Origin of the sequence: Paenibacillus sp. FSL H7-0943 (assembly GCF_037963265.1) — a bacterium.
Classification (GTDB): domain Bacteria; phylum Bacillota; class Bacilli; order Paenibacillales; family Paenibacillaceae; genus Paenibacillus_AQ; species Paenibacillus_AQ odorifer.
In genome coordinates this window covers 2,878,310-2,896,335 of record NZ_CP150148.1, presented here as the reverse complement: position 1 = coordinate 2,896,335, position 18,026 = coordinate 2,878,310, and the positions used below count along the sequence as shown (strand labels likewise).

Annotated in this window: 18 protein-coding genes; 6 read left to right on the top strand and 12 right to left on the bottom strand. The window is 42.9% G+C overall.

The window, feature by feature from the left end; genetic code table 11:
* The first annotated feature begins 34 nt into the window (after window positions 1-34).
* The gene (locus NSQ55_RS12475; protein WP_076183438.1) at window positions 35-538 is read left to right on the top strand and encodes a hypothetical protein; all 504 of its coding nucleotides are present in this window, start codon (window positions 35-37) and stop codon (window positions 536-538) included.
* Between the two features lie 68 nt (window positions 539-606).
* On the opposite strand, the gene NSQ55_RS12470 is transcribed toward NSQ55_RS12475, so the two are convergent.
* Window positions 607-1,248 (bottom strand): phosphatase PAP2 family protein, encoded by a 642-nt coding sequence (locus NSQ55_RS12470; RefSeq protein ID WP_339173644.1) that lies wholly within the window; start codon window positions 1,246-1,248, stop codon window positions 607-609.
* A 111-nt stretch (window positions 1,249-1,359) separates the two neighbouring features.
* On the opposite strand from NSQ55_RS12470, the gene hfq reads away from it, so the two are divergent.
* Entirely contained in the window at window positions 1,360-1,581 is a 222-nt protein-coding gene (gene hfq, locus NSQ55_RS12465; protein WP_036686247.1) for an RNA chaperone Hfq, read from the top strand.
* A gap of 136 nt (window positions 1,582-1,717) precedes the next feature.
* On the opposite strand, the gene NSQ55_RS12460 is transcribed toward hfq, so the two are convergent.
* Window positions 1,718-2,824 carry a lactonase family protein gene (locus NSQ55_RS12460; RefSeq protein WP_339173641.1) on the bottom strand — a complete coding sequence of 369 codons (1,107 nt, stop codon included), beginning with the start codon at window positions 2,822-2,824 and terminating at the stop codon, window positions 1,718-1,720.
* A gap of 207 nt (window positions 2,825-3,031) precedes the next feature.
* Here NSQ55_RS12460 and NSQ55_RS12455 point away from each other — a divergent pair, with 207 nt between their 5' ends.
* Both NSQ55_RS12455 and NSQ55_RS12450 read left to right on the top strand, forming a co-directional pair.
* Entirely contained in the window at window positions 3,032-3,367 is a 336-nt protein-coding gene (locus NSQ55_RS12455; RefSeq protein WP_036686243.1) for a hypothetical protein, read from the top strand.
* 185 nt (window positions 3,368-3,552) lie between these two features.
* Window positions 3,553-4,710: a peptidylprolyl isomerase gene (locus NSQ55_RS12450; RefSeq protein ID WP_076125905.1), complete on the top strand. Its 1,158-nt coding sequence runs from the start codon at window positions 3,553-3,555 to the stop codon at window positions 4,708-4,710.
* Window positions 4,711-4,794: 84 nt separating this feature from the next.
* Here NSQ55_RS12450 and NSQ55_RS12445 read toward each other — a convergent pair whose 3' ends face one another.
* Window positions 4,795-4,989: a hypothetical protein gene (locus tag NSQ55_RS12445; protein WP_036686240.1), complete on the bottom strand. Its 195-nt coding sequence runs from the start codon at window positions 4,987-4,989 to the stop codon at window positions 4,795-4,797.
* Between the two features lie 71 nt (window positions 4,990-5,060).
* Window positions 5,061-5,660, bottom strand: coding sequence for a nitroreductase family protein (locus NSQ55_RS12440; protein WP_076125903.1), 600 nt, complete (start codon window positions 5,658-5,660; stop codon window positions 5,061-5,063).
* Between the two features lie 272 nt (window positions 5,661-5,932).
* Here NSQ55_RS12440 and NSQ55_RS12435 point away from each other — a divergent pair, with 272 nt between their 5' ends.
* Entirely contained in the window at window positions 5,933-7,330 is a 1,398-nt protein-coding gene (locus tag NSQ55_RS12435) for a metallophosphoesterase (protein ID WP_339173635.1), read from the top strand.
* A gap of 97 nt (window positions 7,331-7,427) precedes the next feature.
* Here NSQ55_RS12435 and NSQ55_RS12430 read toward each other — a convergent pair whose 3' ends face one another.
* Entirely contained in the window at window positions 7,428-8,945 is a 1,518-nt protein-coding gene (locus NSQ55_RS12430; RefSeq protein WP_339173632.1) for a copper amine oxidase N-terminal domain-containing protein, read from the bottom strand.
* A gap of 92 nt (window positions 8,946-9,037) precedes the next feature.
* The gene (locus NSQ55_RS12425; protein WP_076301820.1) at window positions 9,038-9,706 is read right to left on the bottom strand and encodes a TraX family protein; all 669 of its coding nucleotides are present in this window, start codon (window positions 9,704-9,706) and stop codon (window positions 9,038-9,040) included.
* A 474-nt stretch (window positions 9,707-10,180) separates the two neighbouring features.
* Here NSQ55_RS12425 and thrS point away from each other — a divergent pair, with 474 nt between their 5' ends.
* The gene (gene thrS / locus NSQ55_RS12420) at window positions 10,181-12,094 is read left to right on the top strand and encodes a threonine--tRNA ligase (RefSeq protein ID WP_339173628.1); all 1,914 of its coding nucleotides are present in this window, start codon (window positions 10,181-10,183) and stop codon (window positions 12,092-12,094) included.
* 80 nt (window positions 12,095-12,174) lie between these two features.
* On the opposite strand, the gene NSQ55_RS12415 is transcribed toward thrS, so the two are convergent.
* The 6 genes from NSQ55_RS12415 to NSQ55_RS12390 all read right to left on the bottom strand — a co-directional run bounded on the left by NSQ55_RS12415 (window position 12,175) and on the right by NSQ55_RS12390 (window position 17,984).
* Window positions 12,175-13,164, bottom strand: coding sequence for an aldose 1-epimerase (locus tag NSQ55_RS12415; RefSeq protein WP_076183424.1), 990 nt, complete (start codon window positions 13,162-13,164; stop codon window positions 12,175-12,177).
* A gap of 84 nt (window positions 13,165-13,248) precedes the next feature.
* Window positions 13,249-13,965, bottom strand: coding sequence for an MgtC/SapB family protein (locus NSQ55_RS12410; protein ID WP_036686231.1), 717 nt, complete (start codon window positions 13,963-13,965; stop codon window positions 13,249-13,251).
* Between the two features lie 181 nt (window positions 13,966-14,146).
* Window positions 14,147-14,938: an SDR family NAD(P)-dependent oxidoreductase gene (locus NSQ55_RS12405; RefSeq protein ID WP_248548095.1), complete on the bottom strand. Its 792-nt coding sequence runs from the start codon at window positions 14,936-14,938 to the stop codon at window positions 14,147-14,149.
* A 112-nt stretch (window positions 14,939-15,050) separates the two neighbouring features.
* Window positions 15,051-16,163, bottom strand: coding sequence for a rhamnogalacturonan acetylesterase (locus NSQ55_RS12400; protein ID WP_076279782.1), 1,113 nt, complete (start codon window positions 16,161-16,163; stop codon window positions 15,051-15,053).
* Between the two features lie 57 nt (window positions 16,164-16,220).
* Window positions 16,221-17,060, bottom strand: a complete 840-nt coding sequence (locus NSQ55_RS12395) for a carbohydrate ABC transporter permease (RefSeq protein ID WP_038570347.1) — start codon at window positions 17,058-17,060, stop codon at window positions 16,221-16,223.
* Between the two features lie 3 nt (window positions 17,061-17,063).
* Window positions 17,064-17,984, bottom strand: coding sequence for a sugar ABC transporter permease (locus NSQ55_RS12390; protein ID WP_076105030.1), 921 nt, complete (start codon window positions 17,982-17,984; stop codon window positions 17,064-17,066).
* Window positions 17,985-18,026 lie beyond the last annotated feature (42 nt).

Below are 18,026 nucleotides of genomic sequence, written 5' to 3'. Positions count from 1 at the left end.
GTAGTGCCTATCACATAACATACGAGGTGAGTGAATGAATAACAATATCAAAAGATTAATGACTTTCACGACCGTTATTTTTCTCAGCCTGTCTCCAGCTCTTGCGCCAATCGGAAGTGCTTCTGCTGAGAAAGTAACCCCTACAGCCACCGCACCTGGTGCCCATCCTTCAGAGAAAGGTCACGGTCACCATCCAGGAAAAGACGGAAAGGTTAGGGCTGGTGGACATTTCATTATTTTTGAAACGGCTAAACTGCTGGAAATGGATCGTACAGAGCTAATCAATAGCCTGAAAGCAGGCAAAACGCTCCCGCAGCTTGCTCTTGAGAAAAAAGGCTGGACGGAAGATCAATATATTCAGAAGCTCTGCGAATCGGCAAACCAACGGCTGGATCAAGCCATCACCGAAGGACGTCTGACAAAAGACGAAGCCCAAAAGCTTAAAGCAGGACTTCCTGCGATGCTGAAGCAAAGAATAAGCAAAATGGGGCAATTCCAGGATCGCAAAACATCTGAACAACATGTGACGACTCCTTAAACAATCCTCTTACACATAAAGACGGATATCTTCATGCGTTATGAAAGATATCCGTTTTTGTATCTATCCTACTTCTTACGCGAGCTCTTGTAGATTTGAAATAAACAAATGGACAACATCAGCCAAGCGCCACTAGCCATATATCCCCCAATTACGTCACTCGGGTAATGAACACCCAGATAGATACGGCTCCAGCCAATCCCCACGGTCATGAATACGGCGAACATTATTAATAAGACCCGTTCATGCCTCCGCCGCAGATGACGCCACAGTAAAAAGGCAATAACGCCGTACAAAGAGAATGCTGCCATTGAGTGCCCGCTCGGAAAACTATAACCAATCTCTTCAACAATGCGATGTAAATTCGGACGTTCTCTGTGAAAACATAACTTCATTATTGTATTCAAGAGCTGTGAGCCTAATCCAACCCACAGGAACAAGATTAATTCAAATCGGTGTTTCAGCAAAAAATAGAGCAGTGCCATGGTAACGATAGATATGCCTATAGCGATCTTAGAGGAACCAATCAGAGATAAACCTTTGGCGAATGAGGTCAACGCCGGTGATTCCGCTGATTGCACCCCATCAATAATATAGTTATCAAAGGTTGATACCTTATTCATACTTACAAGGACAGCTATAACGGCGAAACAAGCAGCAAACCCTAAAAAAAAGCGAAAAGCTCTAGACCAGTTCTGATAATAAAGCATAAATACCTCCATGTCTATTCAGGTGACTGTTGATCTCATTTCCAGTGAGGGACTAACCCATGTTATAATTATTGAGAGAAAAAAATTCACAGAAGATGGAGTGCTGCCAAAGTGGAGAGTTTAAAATTGCAAGAACGATTGTTGAACCAGTTCATTTCCACAAAGGTGCCTGTGACGATTTTTACGACGAATGGTGTGAAAATGCAAGGGCTCGTAACTTCGTACGATGCTTTCACAATCACTTTACAAGGTCAAGGTGATGGCAGGCAAAATGTACTATTCAAATCTGCAGTATCCACTATTGTACCTCTTAAGCCCGTTTCGCTCAAATAGTCTACTCCCTCATTCACCTCATCAACCAGATAATCACAGGCTTTTATTTTCAAAAAAAGGGAACACCGGACTTTATATCCGGTGTTCCCTTTAGCATTTCCCAAGATCACTGATTCACTCTTCAAATGGAGTAACTTTATACAGGAACAATTACGGGCTTCACACATACCGGTTTGGATACTTCAGCTGTATTTCCAGTAAATTCGAGTCGGCCACTTGCCGCTTCTATTGAAAATACAACCAGGTTATTCGCATCACGATTTGCCACGATAAGATAAGCTCCATCTGGTGTCAATGCGAAGTGACGTGGATGTCCCCCACGAGTAGATACATATTCCAGATGTGTAAGCTTAGCAGATGCATTATCCACAGCATACACAGCGATATTATCAGCCCCACGGTTTGAAGCGTACAGATATTTTCCGTCCTTGGAAATGGCGATTTCAGCGCAAGTATTCTCTTCGTTAAAATCATCAGGCAGCGTCGGCACTGTATCTACAGTGTGCAGAGTGCCTGCGGCACTGTCATATGTAAACGATGTAATGGTGGAATCCACCTCGTTAATTACATAAGCAGACTTTCCGTCTGGATGAAAAGTGAAGTGGCGTGGTCCCGCTCCTGGATGCAGCGCCGTATCACCATGCACTTCTAGCTTGTTGGTTTCTCTATTGATTCTATAGGCACGAATTAAATCAAGCCCAAGATCAGATACAAACACATACTGCCCGTCCGGACTGAAAATAGCGGAATGTGGATGAGGGCGGTCCTGCCGTTCAGGATGCTGGCCATGACCTGAATGTACGGCCACATCAACTAATTGATCCGCAGCTTTCTCTTCATTTAATTTGATCAAACCAACGCTTCCACCATGATAACTACATACAACAACGTATTCATCATTCAAATCTCTATTGATATGGCAGGTGGTTGTTTGACGGTTGCCAGAAGCAGGCATGGAGGGAATGCGTTTCAGTTCACTCAATTTCCCGTCTTTTGGATCAATGGCAAAGGTAACAACCTCGCCTTCTTTTCCACCCTCACCATTCGGTTTTTCTCCTATAGCATATAGACGTTTTTCAGCGGCATCTACATTAACAAAGGTAGGATTAGTTAAGCCCTGCACCGAATCCAGCAGCTTTAGCGTACCACCTGCATCTCCATCGAATTCAAACACCTGCACTCCGCTTTCCGCGGCACTTGCATAAGAACCTGTAAACAGCAATAACTTATTCTGCTCATTCATCTCTATATTCCTCCTCAAAAGTATTGCTACTTCACACTCATTAGATGTGATCATCTATATAATCTACAATTTTTAAACGTTAATTACAAACGATAAAGTTAGAAATGTACGAAACAATTCAAAAATGGGTCTTTCCAACGATTAACTGTTGTGATATAATGAAAGCGCTAACATTAGTCTTTTATTCCGTATAAAGGGGGAACATGAATGAGTAGCATCCTGCTGGAAGCCAGAAATGTGTACGAGGACTTCGAGGTGGAGACAGACATTCTGTTCTTTAAGGTCGGGGACCATGATTTGGTCATTTTTCACGGCAGAAACTATAACATAAAAAAGAGAATGACTGCCGAGCAATTAAATCGATTGTTGTCCAATTCAAGTTATTATCATGTGTACGGTGGCTGTTATGTCAACCTGAACAAGATCAGCTCTATCGCAGATGACTGCATTTATTTCGGTGAAATGGGCCTGTATGCTAAAAACGTACGTGTCCCAAGACGAAAACAAGAAAGCATTCGTCATCTTCTGAAAGGACTGAAGTAGACATCTTATTCCCATTAGCCGGAAAGGCATGTTACTGATGCCATTTCCGGCTTTTTGCTTTTTATTAATAGAAACTTAAAAAGATCCTGCCTTTTTTTATACTTTCTTAAGGTTTAGGATTAGGATTTCTGTTAAAGTTGTAAATAGACAAGCAACACCTATATTGAAGGGAGTCATTACTAATAATGGACAAAAAAGATCTGAATGGAAATGAGAACTTAGAAAACAACGGTACCACGGAAGAAGAATTGAACACTTCCGAGATTATCAATGAAGAGGTTGAAGTAGCGCAAGTTGCTGCTGAGGAACCTGTGAATACAACAAAAGCAGACAGTATTCCAGTAATGAACAAAGTCGGTGCGAACAACGCTACGCCACCTACACCTCCGACTGCTCCTAGAAGCAATAAAGCTTGGATGATTGCCTCTATCGTATTAGCTGCAGCACTAATCATTGTTCTGGTCGTCCAAAAAGACGACAGCAAAAAAGCTGTTGCAACAGTAAACGGAACAAAGATCACAAAAGAACAACTTTATGATAAATTGATCGAAGCAGGCGGAGAAAGCACGCTGCAATCTATGATTACAACTGAGCTTGTTGATCAAGAGGCTAAAAAAGCTAACGTAACTGTTACAGATGAAGACATCAACACTGAACTTGAAGATCTTAAAGCACAATTCGGCGGAGAAGCTGCCTTTAATGCTGCTTTGTCCCAAAGCTCAATGACTGTAGACGACTTGAAAAAGCAAATGCCGCTGCAAGTAAAGCTGCGTAAAATCCTTGAGCCACAAGTCACTGTAACGGATGATGAAATCAAAGAATACTATGACACAAATAAAGCTACTTTCAGTGAAGAAGAACAAGTTCGCGCTTCCCACATTCTCGTTGAGACTAAAGAAGAAGCAGATGCAATTCTGAAACAACTGAAAGAAGGCGCAGATTTCGCTACTCTTGCCAAGGAAAAATCCTCTGATACGGGTTCCAAGGATAATGGCGGAGATCTAGACTTCTTCAAACGTGGCGATATGGTAGCTGAATTCTCTGATGTAGCCTTTAAGCTAAAAGTTGGTGAAACCAGTGATGCTGTCAAATCCGATTATGGTTATCACATCATTAAAGTAACCGACCATAAAGATGCTAAAGACTATACACTGGAAGAAAAGAAAGATGAAATTCGTAAAACACTAGTTTCGCAAAAGGTTTCCACTCTGTCCTCCACTTGGATGTCAGAAACAACTGAAAAAGCAAAAATCACGAACACACTTACTGACGCTAAAGAAGATGCAGCTGCAACAGCTGAGCCAACTGCAAGCGCAGCAGCAGGAAATGAATCCACTAAATAATTGTGCCCGTCAAAAAGCAGGACAAGCGTTAATAAACGCTGTCCTGCTTTTTTTCATTTCTATGTTCAGGCCTTTGATTAAGCCTTAATGGCCTTTTTTACGGATTTGTTTATCGTGGTTCTCCCCCCACTCTTTCGCCTGCGCTGTGGCAATTGAAATCGCCCTCCCCTCCTCATAACCATCTTCGAGGAGCGCATTCGCAATATCGATTGCCTTATTGCGAACAGGTGCTGTGAAGTTCTTCAATGATTCTGGATAATCCTCTTTGTTCCATGGCATACCAAAAACCTCCTTAACCAGTCTATATACATACTTAGCCTGGTTAAGGAGGTTTCAAACGCTTATTTCACTTATTTAAAGACTTTAACACGATCTTCAATCGGTTGGAATTGTTTCTCACCAGCAGGAGTAACTGTTTTACCAAATGGCAATTGAGCAATCAATTTCCATTCTTGCGGGATGCCCCATGCTTCTTTTACTTCATCATCAATCAGTGGATTATAGTGCTGCAAGGATGCACCTACACCTGCTTCAGAAAGTGCTGTCCATACTACAAATTGCAGAATACCAGAGGATTGGTTAGCCCAAATTGGGAAGTTCTCAGCATATAGAGCGAAGTTCTCTTGCAGGCTCTTCACTACCGTTTGATCTTCGAAGAATAGTACGGAACCGTAACCTGCTTTGAAAGACGCTAATTTTTGCGCTGTTCCTTCAAATTGTTCGGCAGGAACGATTTTACGCAATGTTTCTGTAGTGATATCCCATAGTTTATCGTGTTGTTCTCCAAGAAGAACAACGGCTCTTGAGCTTTGGGAGTTGAAAGAAGTTGGGCTATGTAGCACCGCTTGTTCAACGATTTCTACAATTTGTGCATCCGAAATCGTAGATTCTTTACTAAGGGCATATATGGAACGTCTTCCTTTTACTGCTTCAAAGAAATTGTTAGACATAAAATAACTACCTCCATTAATTTTAGTAACTTACTTTTGTATATCTTAGCACCTTTTTTCTGAAAACACAACAGTTATTCACAACTTATTTTGTCGGATATATTCGTTGCCAACTCTTATTGTCGCATTTATGGGCTTAATTATGCACCTGATCTATTAATCATTAATCACTTCAGGCGGGCTAGAAACTGCCCTCTTCCTTTTCCGATATACACCACGAGCTAAAATGCGCTACAATAGTGCAGCAAATGTATAGAAGGAAGGTTATAATCATGAAATTCCCAAGCAAGAAAGCCCTTGTTCGGCATAGAAAATCAGCCTTAATCTCATTATTGCTGCTCCTTTCAATGAGCTTGGCTCTAACTAGCTGTAAAGACACAAATTCGTCTAATTTAACCTCAACAGCACAAGATCCGAATGATCTTCACCCCTTCACTTTCTGGGTGGCAACGGACACTCACTTCTTAGATAAGAAGCTACAGGATGGCGGTACAGCTTTTCAAAAATATGTAACTGGCGGTGATGGAAAAATGCTGCCTTACAGTGATGAAATCCTTGAAACCTTGGTTTATGACGCTGAGCAGCAGAAGCCTGATTTTCTCATCCTGAGTGGAGATTTAACAAATAACGGAGAACGCAGCAGCCATCAGGAGCTAACCCAAAAATTAAAGCGAATCGAAGCACAAGGAACCTCTGTTTATGTCATTCCAGGCAACCACGATTTATTTAATCCTTGGGCCAGATCCTTCAGCGGGGATAAGCAGCTTGTTACGGATTCCATTACAGACAAAGACTTTACCAAGATGTATGAGGATTTCGGTTACAAAGAAGCTGTATCACGTGATAAAGAATCACTAAGTTACATCGTTAAGGCAGCGCCAAATTTATGGCTCCTTATGATTGACAGCAGCCAATATCATAACAATCAGAAATACGGTTTCCCCCAAACGGACGGACGCCTGACCGCCTCTACCCTATCATGGATAGATAATTCTGTTAAACTGGCTGCCAAGGAGCATGCTTCTGTTCTCACGGTTATGCACCACAATCTACTAAGCCACACCTCTATGTCTGTTTCAGGCTTTAAGCTTAACAACAGTCAGGAAACAATAAAGGTACTTCGTGAAAATGAACTTAATTTAGTCTTGTCAGGCCATATCCATATGCAGGACATCCGGGTAGACCCGGTAACTTCTTCGGAAGAAACACCAATTTATGATATCGCAACAAGTGCAATGGCTGTCTATCCACATCAATACGGAGCGATGACCTTCGATCCTCTGAGCAGAACCGTCAATTATGAAGCAACGCCCTTAAATGTAGAGGGATGGGCTAAAGCTAATGGCAATACAGATCAGAATCTTTTAAACTTCAAGACCTATGCTGAGGATACTTTTGCTACAAACTCTTATAACAAAGCTATGGATGGTTTAAAGGAGAGTTCCTTTACGCAGTCTGAAAAGGCATCGATGGCAGAGGTAATGGCCAAGCTAAATGTAAGATATTTCGCGGGGACAGCCGGCAGCTCCTCAGAAGATATTAAAGCGATGCCAGGCTACAAGCTTTGGGAAGGCCTACAAGAAGGTTTCTTAGGTGGATACATCCAAAGTATGACAGAGGATAAAGAGCTTAGTAATATAGCTTTAGAGGTGGTATTAACGAAGCAATAACTGGATTATGTATTCATATGAAAAACCCAGCCTCCACCTGCATTTATGCGTCAGATGGAAGCTGGGTTTATTGTGTTAATTAATCGTTAAGATACAACTATTTCCGTACAATAGTAATCCAACCATCTTCATCTACCGACACAGTAGCATGAAGCGCTTCAGCAAGCAGACGCAAGGATACATATGCATCGCCATACTCGTCAACAAATACAGGTTGGGCAAGCTTTACAGCCGTGCCGTTAATCAAGGCTTCGGAAGAACCGATTTTGAATACCAGTTTATCTCCGTACACCCCATCAGTAACGTTAATTGCACGATTGGCCGTATCCCATTCTACAGTAGCATCTAAATCTTCTGCCAAATAACGCAGTGGGATATAAGTAGTGTTCTTGTCTACAATCGGGTAATAATATTCGTCATCAGGTTCGATAACAATGGTTCTCTTCGTGATGCCCAGATCATCCTTCAATATACGATATACATCAGAATCTGGGGCAAAGTTTCTCAAAGTCTCTCCAGGCGTAAGCCCGGAAGAAATATCAAGTGCACCTTCAGTGCTGATTGGATCAGCAGTTACAGCACCGCCAATGTTCCAAATCTGACTGGAAGCTTTAAGCGAGAGGCTCTTCAGTGGGAAATCCTCGGTACCCGGAAGCGCCACTTTCAGATCAACATTCTGTTTACGCACATGCAAAGCACTATCAACGAAAATATCAACAGATAACTTCGTATCCTTACTCAACACGGTCTTCATCTCAGGAGTTGATTTGTAAAGACTGTCCACTTGATTGTCATATACTAGCAGCAATGCATCAACAGCCAATTTGGCAGCATCATGCAATACAGTTACGACAGCTTCTTTATCATCCAGTGGAATATCTCCGAATCCCAGATTGAAAATATCGCCAGAACCGTCTTCATCCATAGCTTTGATCACAGGGTACATATAGTCGTAAAGACCACCCACCAATTCAGTAAAACCTTCTGTGTCTTTGGAAACAGACTTCAGGAAGCCTTTTAACAATGCAGGAAGCTCATCACCAGTCACTTCTGCATGCAGCTTCGTCATGTTCAACTGCTCACCATACACAGCATCACTAACCGGTGTAATGTTGATTACGCCAGGATTCGGAAGATTCTTAACAACGAATTTCGTCAACAGCTTACTGACATCTTCAGCTTTTGCCGTATCCAAGCCTACTTCACCTAAGATTTCATCGTATCCTTGTACAGGGAAGTAGAACGGTTGTTTTGCTCCTTCAACTGTAAAAGCAAGTGTTTGTTTGTCCATAAACAAGGTGAATGGAATATTCAATTGTTTATAACCAACAGTTCCTTGGGCCGATAAACTCCCATTATCTTGTAACTTAGCTTTACTAATATTCAAGGAAAAAGAATTAATAAGATCAACCATTTCCTTATCTTCCGCGCTAATTCCCTCTATGGGCTCAGCATTCATGGAAAAAGTCATACTGGATTCTGATGATTTAACATCAACATCCCCAATCAACGCCTTATTAACATCGAACCCCCCTACCGACTGACAGCCGGCAAGAACTAGCATCAGTGCGACAAAAGGCAAAAACCACTTCAATTTCGCTTTAACTCTACTCATAGCATGTCTCCTTCATCTTATTTTGTGAAATCAATCCATTATCTCAGCTAAGGTAAGTTTTGTAAATCAAAGTTCCTTTTATTGTAAAATGTTTAGATATTCAACAAACTTCGCCATTCGATCTGAGCCCAATCCTTGTAAATTACAGCCTTAATTATCGCCAACATCAGTAAATGTGCAGGATAAAATGACCACCACATCCAGCGCGGAACACGTTGCCGCTCCAAGCGATTCCAAATTAAAGGCGTAAAAGCAATCAGCAAGGTAGGTAAAATACTGAGCATCTGTACAATCCAATAATTATAAAACATATAGAATAGATTCAGTGCCAGGTGGGCTCCAACAAGCCAGTACGATTTCGTATAACGAAAAATCAATACTAAGAGCAAACCGTACGCATTATAATCTATAGGGTAATAATCCATTAACACTATAGCTGCAATTACCACAGGTATACCAAGCCATAGTGAAGGCAGCTTGTCCAAAATAACCAATACGATTGCCGACAGCAATAACGTAAACACCACGTTCCAGCCACCAGAATTTAGCGCTAGATTATAGGGAATCTGGGCAATAATCGCAATCAAGAGCAACCGAAATAAATATTTAGGTCTGGATGAAGTATGGATATGTCCCTGCACAAGCCCATAACAATAAATCGGAAAAGCTATTCTCCCTACATATCTCCAAGCAAGATTCTCCGGGAAAAAGATATAGCCAATATGGTCGATTAGCATCGTCAGCATGGCAATAATCTGCATTAAAATCCCCCTTAAGCATGTTGAAATATAAATTCGCCAAGTCCTTCCTCATTTCCTTTACCAATAAGCAAATGAAGTCCGCGGAGAAACGATCATCCGATTTCTGTGCACCTCCCCCCCTTGACTTTATTGAATACTATTGAGTAATATTAACTAGCAACAGAATATGGCAATGATCAAAGACATGATTTCCTACACGAACTGTCCAGAGAGAGAAGTCCAGGCTGCAAGCTTCTCCAGTTACCGGTTGTGAAGTTACCCCTTTGTAGCCGTGGCGCTGAATCCGTAGAACTTTGTTTTTTCGGTAGTATGTGGCACCGATTTATCCCCGATATCGGATACCAATGAGGTCCTGTCTATATGACAGGTCGAATTAGGGTGGAACCACGAGCTGAACGCACTCGTCCCTTTCTGGGAGAGATGCGTTTTTTTGCGTTCACAACTAACAATATTTGAGAAATGGAGGCTAAAATCATGAAGATCAAGGTAACACTGCAAGATGGAACAATTAGAGAGGTACTGCAAGGAACAACGATTAAAGAAGCAGCAGGTGCCATAAGTACCAGTCTGAAAAAAAATGCTGTAGCTGGAAAAATTGATGGAAAATCTGTTGATCTAAACCAAGCGATCGAACATGATTGCCGGCTCGATATTGTTACGTTGGATAGCAAAGACGGTCTTGAGGTTTATAGACACAGTACTGCACATATCATGGCGCAGGCCATAAAACGTATATATGGAGATAAAGCTGTCCAGCTAGGCATAGGTCCTGTTATCGAAGACGGCTTCTACTATGACATTGATATTGAGAAACCTCTATCCACTGATGATCTTGCTGCAATCGAACAAGAAATGGCGAAAATCATCCAAGAGAATCACCAGATTGTCCGCCGTGTGGTGAGCCGCGCAGAGGCCATTAAACTTTTTGAAGAGCTGAATGAGCCTTTAAAGCTGGAGCTTATTCATGATCTGCCGGCAGACACAGTATTAACTATTTATGATCAAGGTGAATTCTCCGATCTTTGCCGTGGGCCACATCTTCCCTCAACTGGCTTGGTCAAAGCCTTTAAGCTGTTGAATGTAGCGGGTGCCTACTGGCGTGGAGATTCCAATAACAAAATGCTGCAACGTATTTATGGAACTGCCTTTCCAAAAAAAGCGCAGTTAGAGGAACATTTACTGTTTCTTGAAGAAGCTAAAAAACGTGACCACCGTAAGCTCGGCAAAGAACTTGAGTTGTTCATGTTCTCAGAAGAAGCGCCAGGCATGCCCTTCTATCTTCCCAAGGGAATGACAATCCGTACAGAGCTTGAGAACTTTGCCCGGGAATTACAAAGACAGAGAGATTACGATGAAGTTCGTACACCGCTGATGATGAACAATCGGCTTTGGGAGCAGTCAGGGCACTGGGATCACTACAAGGACAATATGTATTTCACAGATGTAGATGAAACAAAATTTGCCCTTAAGCCGATGAACTGCCCTGGGCATATGCTAATTTTCAAAAATAATCTGCATTCCTACCGGGAACTGCCTATCCGTATCTCGGAATTTGGTCAAGTGCATCGCCATGAATATTCCGGAGCATTGAACGGGATGATGAGAGTCCGCACTTTCTGTCAGGATGATGCTCACCTCTTCGTTTTACCAGAGCAAATTGAGGATGAAATAAGACGGGTAATCTCACTGATTGACCATATTTATCAAGTGTTCGGCTTTGAGTATAAGATTGAATTATCAACTCGGCCGGCAGATTATATGGGATCTGAAGAATTATGGGATCAGGCTGAACAATCTTTACAAAATGTATTAGACAATCTCGGGATCGAATATCGTGTGAATGAAGGGGATGGCGCGTTCTATGGACCTAAGATTGATTTCCATATCTTAGATGCGCTAAAACGAAGCTGGCAATGTGGAACAATCCAACTAGATTGGCAAATGCCAGAGAAATTCGATCTTACTTACATCGGGGAAGATAATCTTAAACATCGCCCGGTCGTAATCCATCGCGCTGTTTATGGGTCGATCGATCGTTTTATGGGGATTATTACTGAACATTTCGCTGGAGCTTTCCCACTGTGGCTCGCACCTGTTCATGCGAAGTTATTGCCAGTCTCTGAGAACTATGTTGACTATGCACTGCAAGTGAAGCATCACATGGAGAAGGCTGGCATTCGTGTCGAAGTAGATATCCGAAATGAGAAGTTAGGCTACAAAATTCGTGAAGCTCAGCTTGAAAAAGCACCTTACATGCTTGTACTTGGAGAGAACGAAAAAAATTCCGACACTGTCTCTGTAAGAAAACGTGGTGAAGGTGATCTTGGTTCGAAGAGTATCCAAGACATCATTGAACAGATTAATGAAGAGATTATTAGTAAGAGATAAATTTAAGGGGCTGTCTAATCGTAGAAAAACTACGTTTGAGACAGCCCCTTCTTTATAACCTATTCATATTCACATGAACTCTATTTTACGTACAGGCGGCTGCTCTCTTCCCAATATTCGCCTGGTTTCAGGCTGAACAAGCCGATTTCATCAGCAGGAAGATCTACCATTGGCGCATTCACCAAGTTAATTTGTGGCTCAGGGCAGAAGAACTGTTCTGTAGCACCATTATTCCAGATCATCCATTGTTTGTACGAAGTCCCTACATCGTACACCAAGGTTACTCCAGCTTTGCTATCGGTAAGCTCCATCCGGTTGCGTCCGTTCTGAGGTACAGCCGTGTAGTGATTGTCCATCGATGCAAAATATGGATTCACACCTTCTTCACGAAGCTGAACTTCTCCTGGCTCCAACGCCTGGAATTTGCCTGTTGGCAGCATGCGGTCGTTGAGCTCCCAGCGCTCGCCAATAGTAGCTTTTACGCGGTAATCTTGTGCACTGCTTCCTGGTGCGAAAGGTGCGTTAATGGCAGTGTGGAATGCCAGCAAACAAGGCATCACATCTTCTCCATCATTGTGCACCAACACCTGTTGAGATAATCCTCCTTCGCCGAGGGTATAACGCAATTTGATCGTATACTTATGTGGCAAATACTGATAAGAAGGATGATTCTCATCCACCTTGATGAATACGGTTACGAAGCTTTCAGTCTTACCGCTGCCAAATTCTTCGACTTCCCAAGCTGCAGTATGTAAAAATCCGTGTAAATGGTTGCCCGTTGCAACTTCATTTACTGGGAATTGATAAGTTTGACCATTCCATGGAAATTTACCATCCTCATAACGATTTGGAGGAAATAATACAGGAATTCCGTGAATCCCCGGACTTGCCTTAAAGGCTTCCATCTCTTCAGCTCCAGGCTCATGCAGGAAGCGATATCCGTTTTCGGTATCACGGAAACAGATCAGGTTGCCGCCAATGCCTGGCAGAATAGCTGCCTCATAACGACCGGCTTTCAACCAGATAGCTGCTTCTCCTTCATATTGTCCTTCATACGCTGTGATTGACATAATATATTGTTCTCCCTTCCAGTGTCTGATAATTGTCTCCACTTGATAGATTACCACATCTAGTCATGAGGTGACATGCTCTTTTTACAATTGCTCCACTTCTACGCTCATTACATGTTCAATTTTCTTCACATCGTAATAGATTTCTGTTGCGTAATCCCGATCCGGTGCTGAGATCACCATATCGATCATTTGTCTGCCATCTTCCAAATCTTTAATTTTCATTCTTCGAATCGCTCGGGATGGACCTCTAGTACTACGCTGCGAGCTGACCTGAGGCCGCTCGATTTTTTGGATCACTTCTGTAAGCACAAAATTAGCTTCCATAATGATCCTCACTGAAACTTCATGTTTATTCAGTACTTCTGGTCCTAGCGAACGGATTAAATGAGGAACTAAATTCACAGCAAACATCAGCAGAATAACCGCATATGCTGCCTCAATATAGAATCCCGCACCCACAGCTATACCAATTCCAGAAGCTGTCCAGATGAGTGCTGCCGAAGTAAGGCCCGAAATGGCATCTCCGCCTCTACGCAGAATAACACCCGCACCCAAAAAACCAATCCCGCTGACAATCTGAGCCGCAAGCCGCATTGGGTCCATGTTTGGATGCTCTGGTCCTGCGAACTTATCAAAGGCATGGATAGACACCACTGTGACAAGACAGCTCGCAATGCTTATGACCATACTGGTCCGTATCCCCAGCGGTTTCTGCTTGATCTGTCGGTCAATCCCGATGAACAGCCCGAACAGCATGGCCACTAGTAACTTCATTAATGATTCCAATTGAAAATCCATATCGCAATCTCCTTTCTCCAGAGATACTCCATTATAACGGAAATTGGAGATAATGATTAGCTTTATTTTACAACAAAAAACGGCATAGCCATCCTCACCGCAGATGCTCTTTCGACCCGTGTGGTCCGGCATAGCGACGAGGATGGAATCCGTTATGAGAGGCCAAGATTATGTTGAAAAATTAACCATGCAGAAGCGACTCTGCACCGTCACAATAAATTTCCGTCCCCGTAATATGATCTGAATCTTCAGACGCCAGAAACAGCGCCAGCTTCGCTACTTGATCAGGTCGCCCCGGACCTTCTTCGAGCGGTTGATCTCCCTCAGGAAATTCTACTGGGATTTTCACTTCTTTCAGATCCTCTGATGGAAAAGTGTTGTCATCTATATTGGTCTTTATAGCCCCAGGACAGATCGCATTTACGCGGATTTGAAATTGAGCCAGTTCCAGTGCCGCCATTTTCATAAAAGCAACCTGTCCTGCCTTTGTCGTACTGTAAGCAGAAAAACCAACATTAGAAAATACACGATTTCCGTTAATGGAGCTGTTGATCAGGATGCTGCCTCCGCTTTCTTTTAGATGCGGTATCGCATATTTAACAGTCGCGAAGGTTCCACGCAGGTTAATATGAATGGTCTGATCCCAAGCTTCAATATCCATCGTTTCAATAGGCGTCATCGCCCCATTAATCCCTGCGTTGGCAAAAACAACATCAAGACGACCCCATTTCGCGGCCGCCTTATTTATCGCCGCTTCCACTTGTGGTGGTTCAGCAACATCACATTCGATAACTAGGGCTTCTCCGCCCTCTTTCTCCACTTCCTGTCTAACCTTTTCAGCGTTCTCTACAGTTCTGTCCAATAATACAACTTTGGCTCCGTTACGTGCGAACTCAAGCACGGTTGCCCGGCCAATTCCTGAGCCGCCTCCGGTTACAACTGCAACCTTACCTACAAGCTTTTTATCTGCCATATCGTGATATCCTCCTTCTTATCATGCAAGTCTTCCAGTTAAGTTCTTTCCTTAACCTTAACCTTGCATACAGAAGTTGAACCGACAGATATTTACTTTTCCTTTAGGATTATTATTCTCCCTGACGAAGATGAATGATGAGATCGTTTAATCCAACTTCCCGGATCCCTTCCACTATAAGCTCAGCTAGAAGACGAGCCCCTAAAATCTGAAAATGTGTATTATCATACACCCCACCTGGATGCGCAATAAATTCTCCTGGATAGCTCCACATGAATAAATCTTTTGAGCCCTCTGAGCCATAAGCTTCAAAGAGCTTGCGGCTCTTCTCGGCTAAATCAATCAGTGGAACCTGCTCGGTATCTGCGAGTTCCCGCATGGCGATTAAATAATCTCCATGCGTGTCTACAATTGCTTCTTCACTATCAAATCTTCGCCGATGTACAGAGCTCACAAGAACCGGATAGGCCCCCGCTTCTCGGGCGACTGTAATCAACCGGAGCAAATGTTCTTTATATGTAGTAAAGGGCTCGGTATGTCTTAAATCATCAGTTTTGGAATCATTATGTCCAAACTGGATGAACAGATAATCTCTGGGTCTGATATCTGCGGCAATGCCCTCCAAATGCCCTTCCTCAATAAAACTCTTGGAACTGCGTCCAGAAAGTGCTCGATTATCTACAGCTATTCCGGCTTTGAAGCAGCGTGGCAGCAGTTGGCCCCACCCCGCATAGGGGTAACCTTCTTCCCCTTGATCGGTCACCGTGGAATCTCCCGCCAGAAATAAGACTAGCGCTTCATTGTCCATCTGAATGTCCAAGGCGTTAATACGCGGTGCCGCACCCGAGAACGATAGCTTTAGCTGCCCATCCTTAACCCTAATTGCAAAGGATTCGCGCAAATATTGGCCCGCAGGCACATTTAGCGTGTCCAATACGAACTTGCCTTCTCCAGCTTTGATAAATGTGCTGGTATCTGCCAGAGCATCACCCAACAGCAGCGTAACACGGTAGATCCCATTCGGGAGATCCAGAAGAAAAACTGCTTTCTGTGGGATGCAGCAATCGCTTCGCAGTATATCTGTTCCCCCTCTGAAACGACCAAAGACTGAGGAATCAGAAGTGAAACCATACCCTATTTCCTTAGAATAAGATGTGTCCGGCCGAATTTTGGTGTAGCCAGGCTCAGCTTCCTTAATCCCAAAATCAAAACGATAGCTATCCAAATTCAGCCGCACCTTTCTTAATTAGAGATTTAAAACATTTATATTCGTTTGCTGAAATCAACCTTTCAAACCACTGGTGCTGATTCCTTCTACAATCTGCTTTTGGAAGATAAAGAAGATAATCATGACTGGTGCCAAACTTAGAACAGACATGGCGAACATTGGACCCCAGTTGGATACGGACTCACTGTCCAGGAACATTTTAAGCCCCATCGAAACTGTATATTTAGAAGGTGAGTTCAAGTACAATACCGGTCCAAGCAGGTCTTCCCAGCGCCAATAGAAGGAGAAGATCGCCGCAGTAGCCATAGAAGGACGAATGAGTGGAAGTATAATTCTGAAATAAAGTCCAAATTTCCCACAACCATCGATGGTAGCCGCTTCATCAAGTTCAACAGGAATGGTCCGAATAAACTGCAGCATTAGGAAAATGAAAAACGGGACACCGAAGAACTGTGGAACAACGATCGGTTTGATACTGTCGAGCCATTCCAATTTGGCATAGATAATGTATTGAGGGACGAGCACCACATCGGAAGGAAGCATCAGGGTCATCATCATGATTCCGAACCATAAGCCATGGCCTACAAATTTATTGCGGGCAAAACCGAAGGCAACCAGTGAAGATGAAATGACTGCGCCCAGTGTTGCGACAATAACAATTACAAAAGAGTTCTTGATGAAGACACCAAAGGAGTAACCTGCAATACCTTCCCAGCCTTTAGCATAGTTCCCCCATTCCCATGGATCAGGTATAAGGTGCTGCGCTGTAACAAACACAAGCCGGCTCTCTTTAAAAGAACTCATGATCATCCACAGAATCGGATACAGCATAACGATAGCGAGGCCACCTATAAGGATGTGATAAAGCGGCCATTTCAGTTTAATTTTCGCCATGGATTATTTTCCTCCTTCCGACTCGTAGAAGACCCACGATTTGGATGTCTTGAACAAGATTCCGGTCATGATGCCGACAAGCAACAACATTACCCAAGCCATAGCCGAAGCATAACCCATATTATTAAACATAAAGGCCTGACGGAATAAATAGAGAGAATACAACATAGTGCCGTCCATAGGTCCGCCTTCACCTTTAGAGATAATATAAGCTGGAACAAAGGTCATGAATGCGCTGATCGTCTGCATAACTAGATTAAACAGAATCACTGAACTTAAGAGTGGCATAGTAATCTTGAAGAACTTTCTGAAGAATCCGGCTCCATCCACACTAGCTGCCTCATACATTTCACCAGGAATATTTTTAAGACCTGCAAGAAAGATCAACATGGATGAGCCAAACTGCCACACAGATAGAGTTATCAACATGATAAGCGCAGCATTCGGATTGCCAAACCAACTTACCGGTCCAATTCCGAAAAAGCCAAGCATGCCGTTAATAATTCCTGTATCACTAAAAATATTACGCCACATGATGGAGACCGCCACACTACCCCCTATAATAGAAGGTAAATAATAAGTTGTCCGATAGGCTCCTACCATACGTGATTTCGTATTTAGAATCATGGCCACAAATAATGCGAAGGTTAGACGTAAAGGCACACCGATAAATACGTAAAGCAGCGTTACCTTTAGTGAATGCAAATATTTCGGGTCATTTGAGAACATTTTGATGTAATTATCAAATCCAATCCACTTAGGTGGAGCGAATAAATTGTATTTGGTAAAAGAAAGATACAGCGAAATGATCATCGGGATCAGTGTGAAGCAAAGGAAGCCAATGACGAACGGACTGATGAAGGCATATCCTGTAAGGTTGCTTCGTAACCGCCGGCCGGTGAGGTTCTTTTTCTTAACAGCCAATGGATTCGAAGGTAGGGGATTCGTTAATGCCAAGGGTCTCCA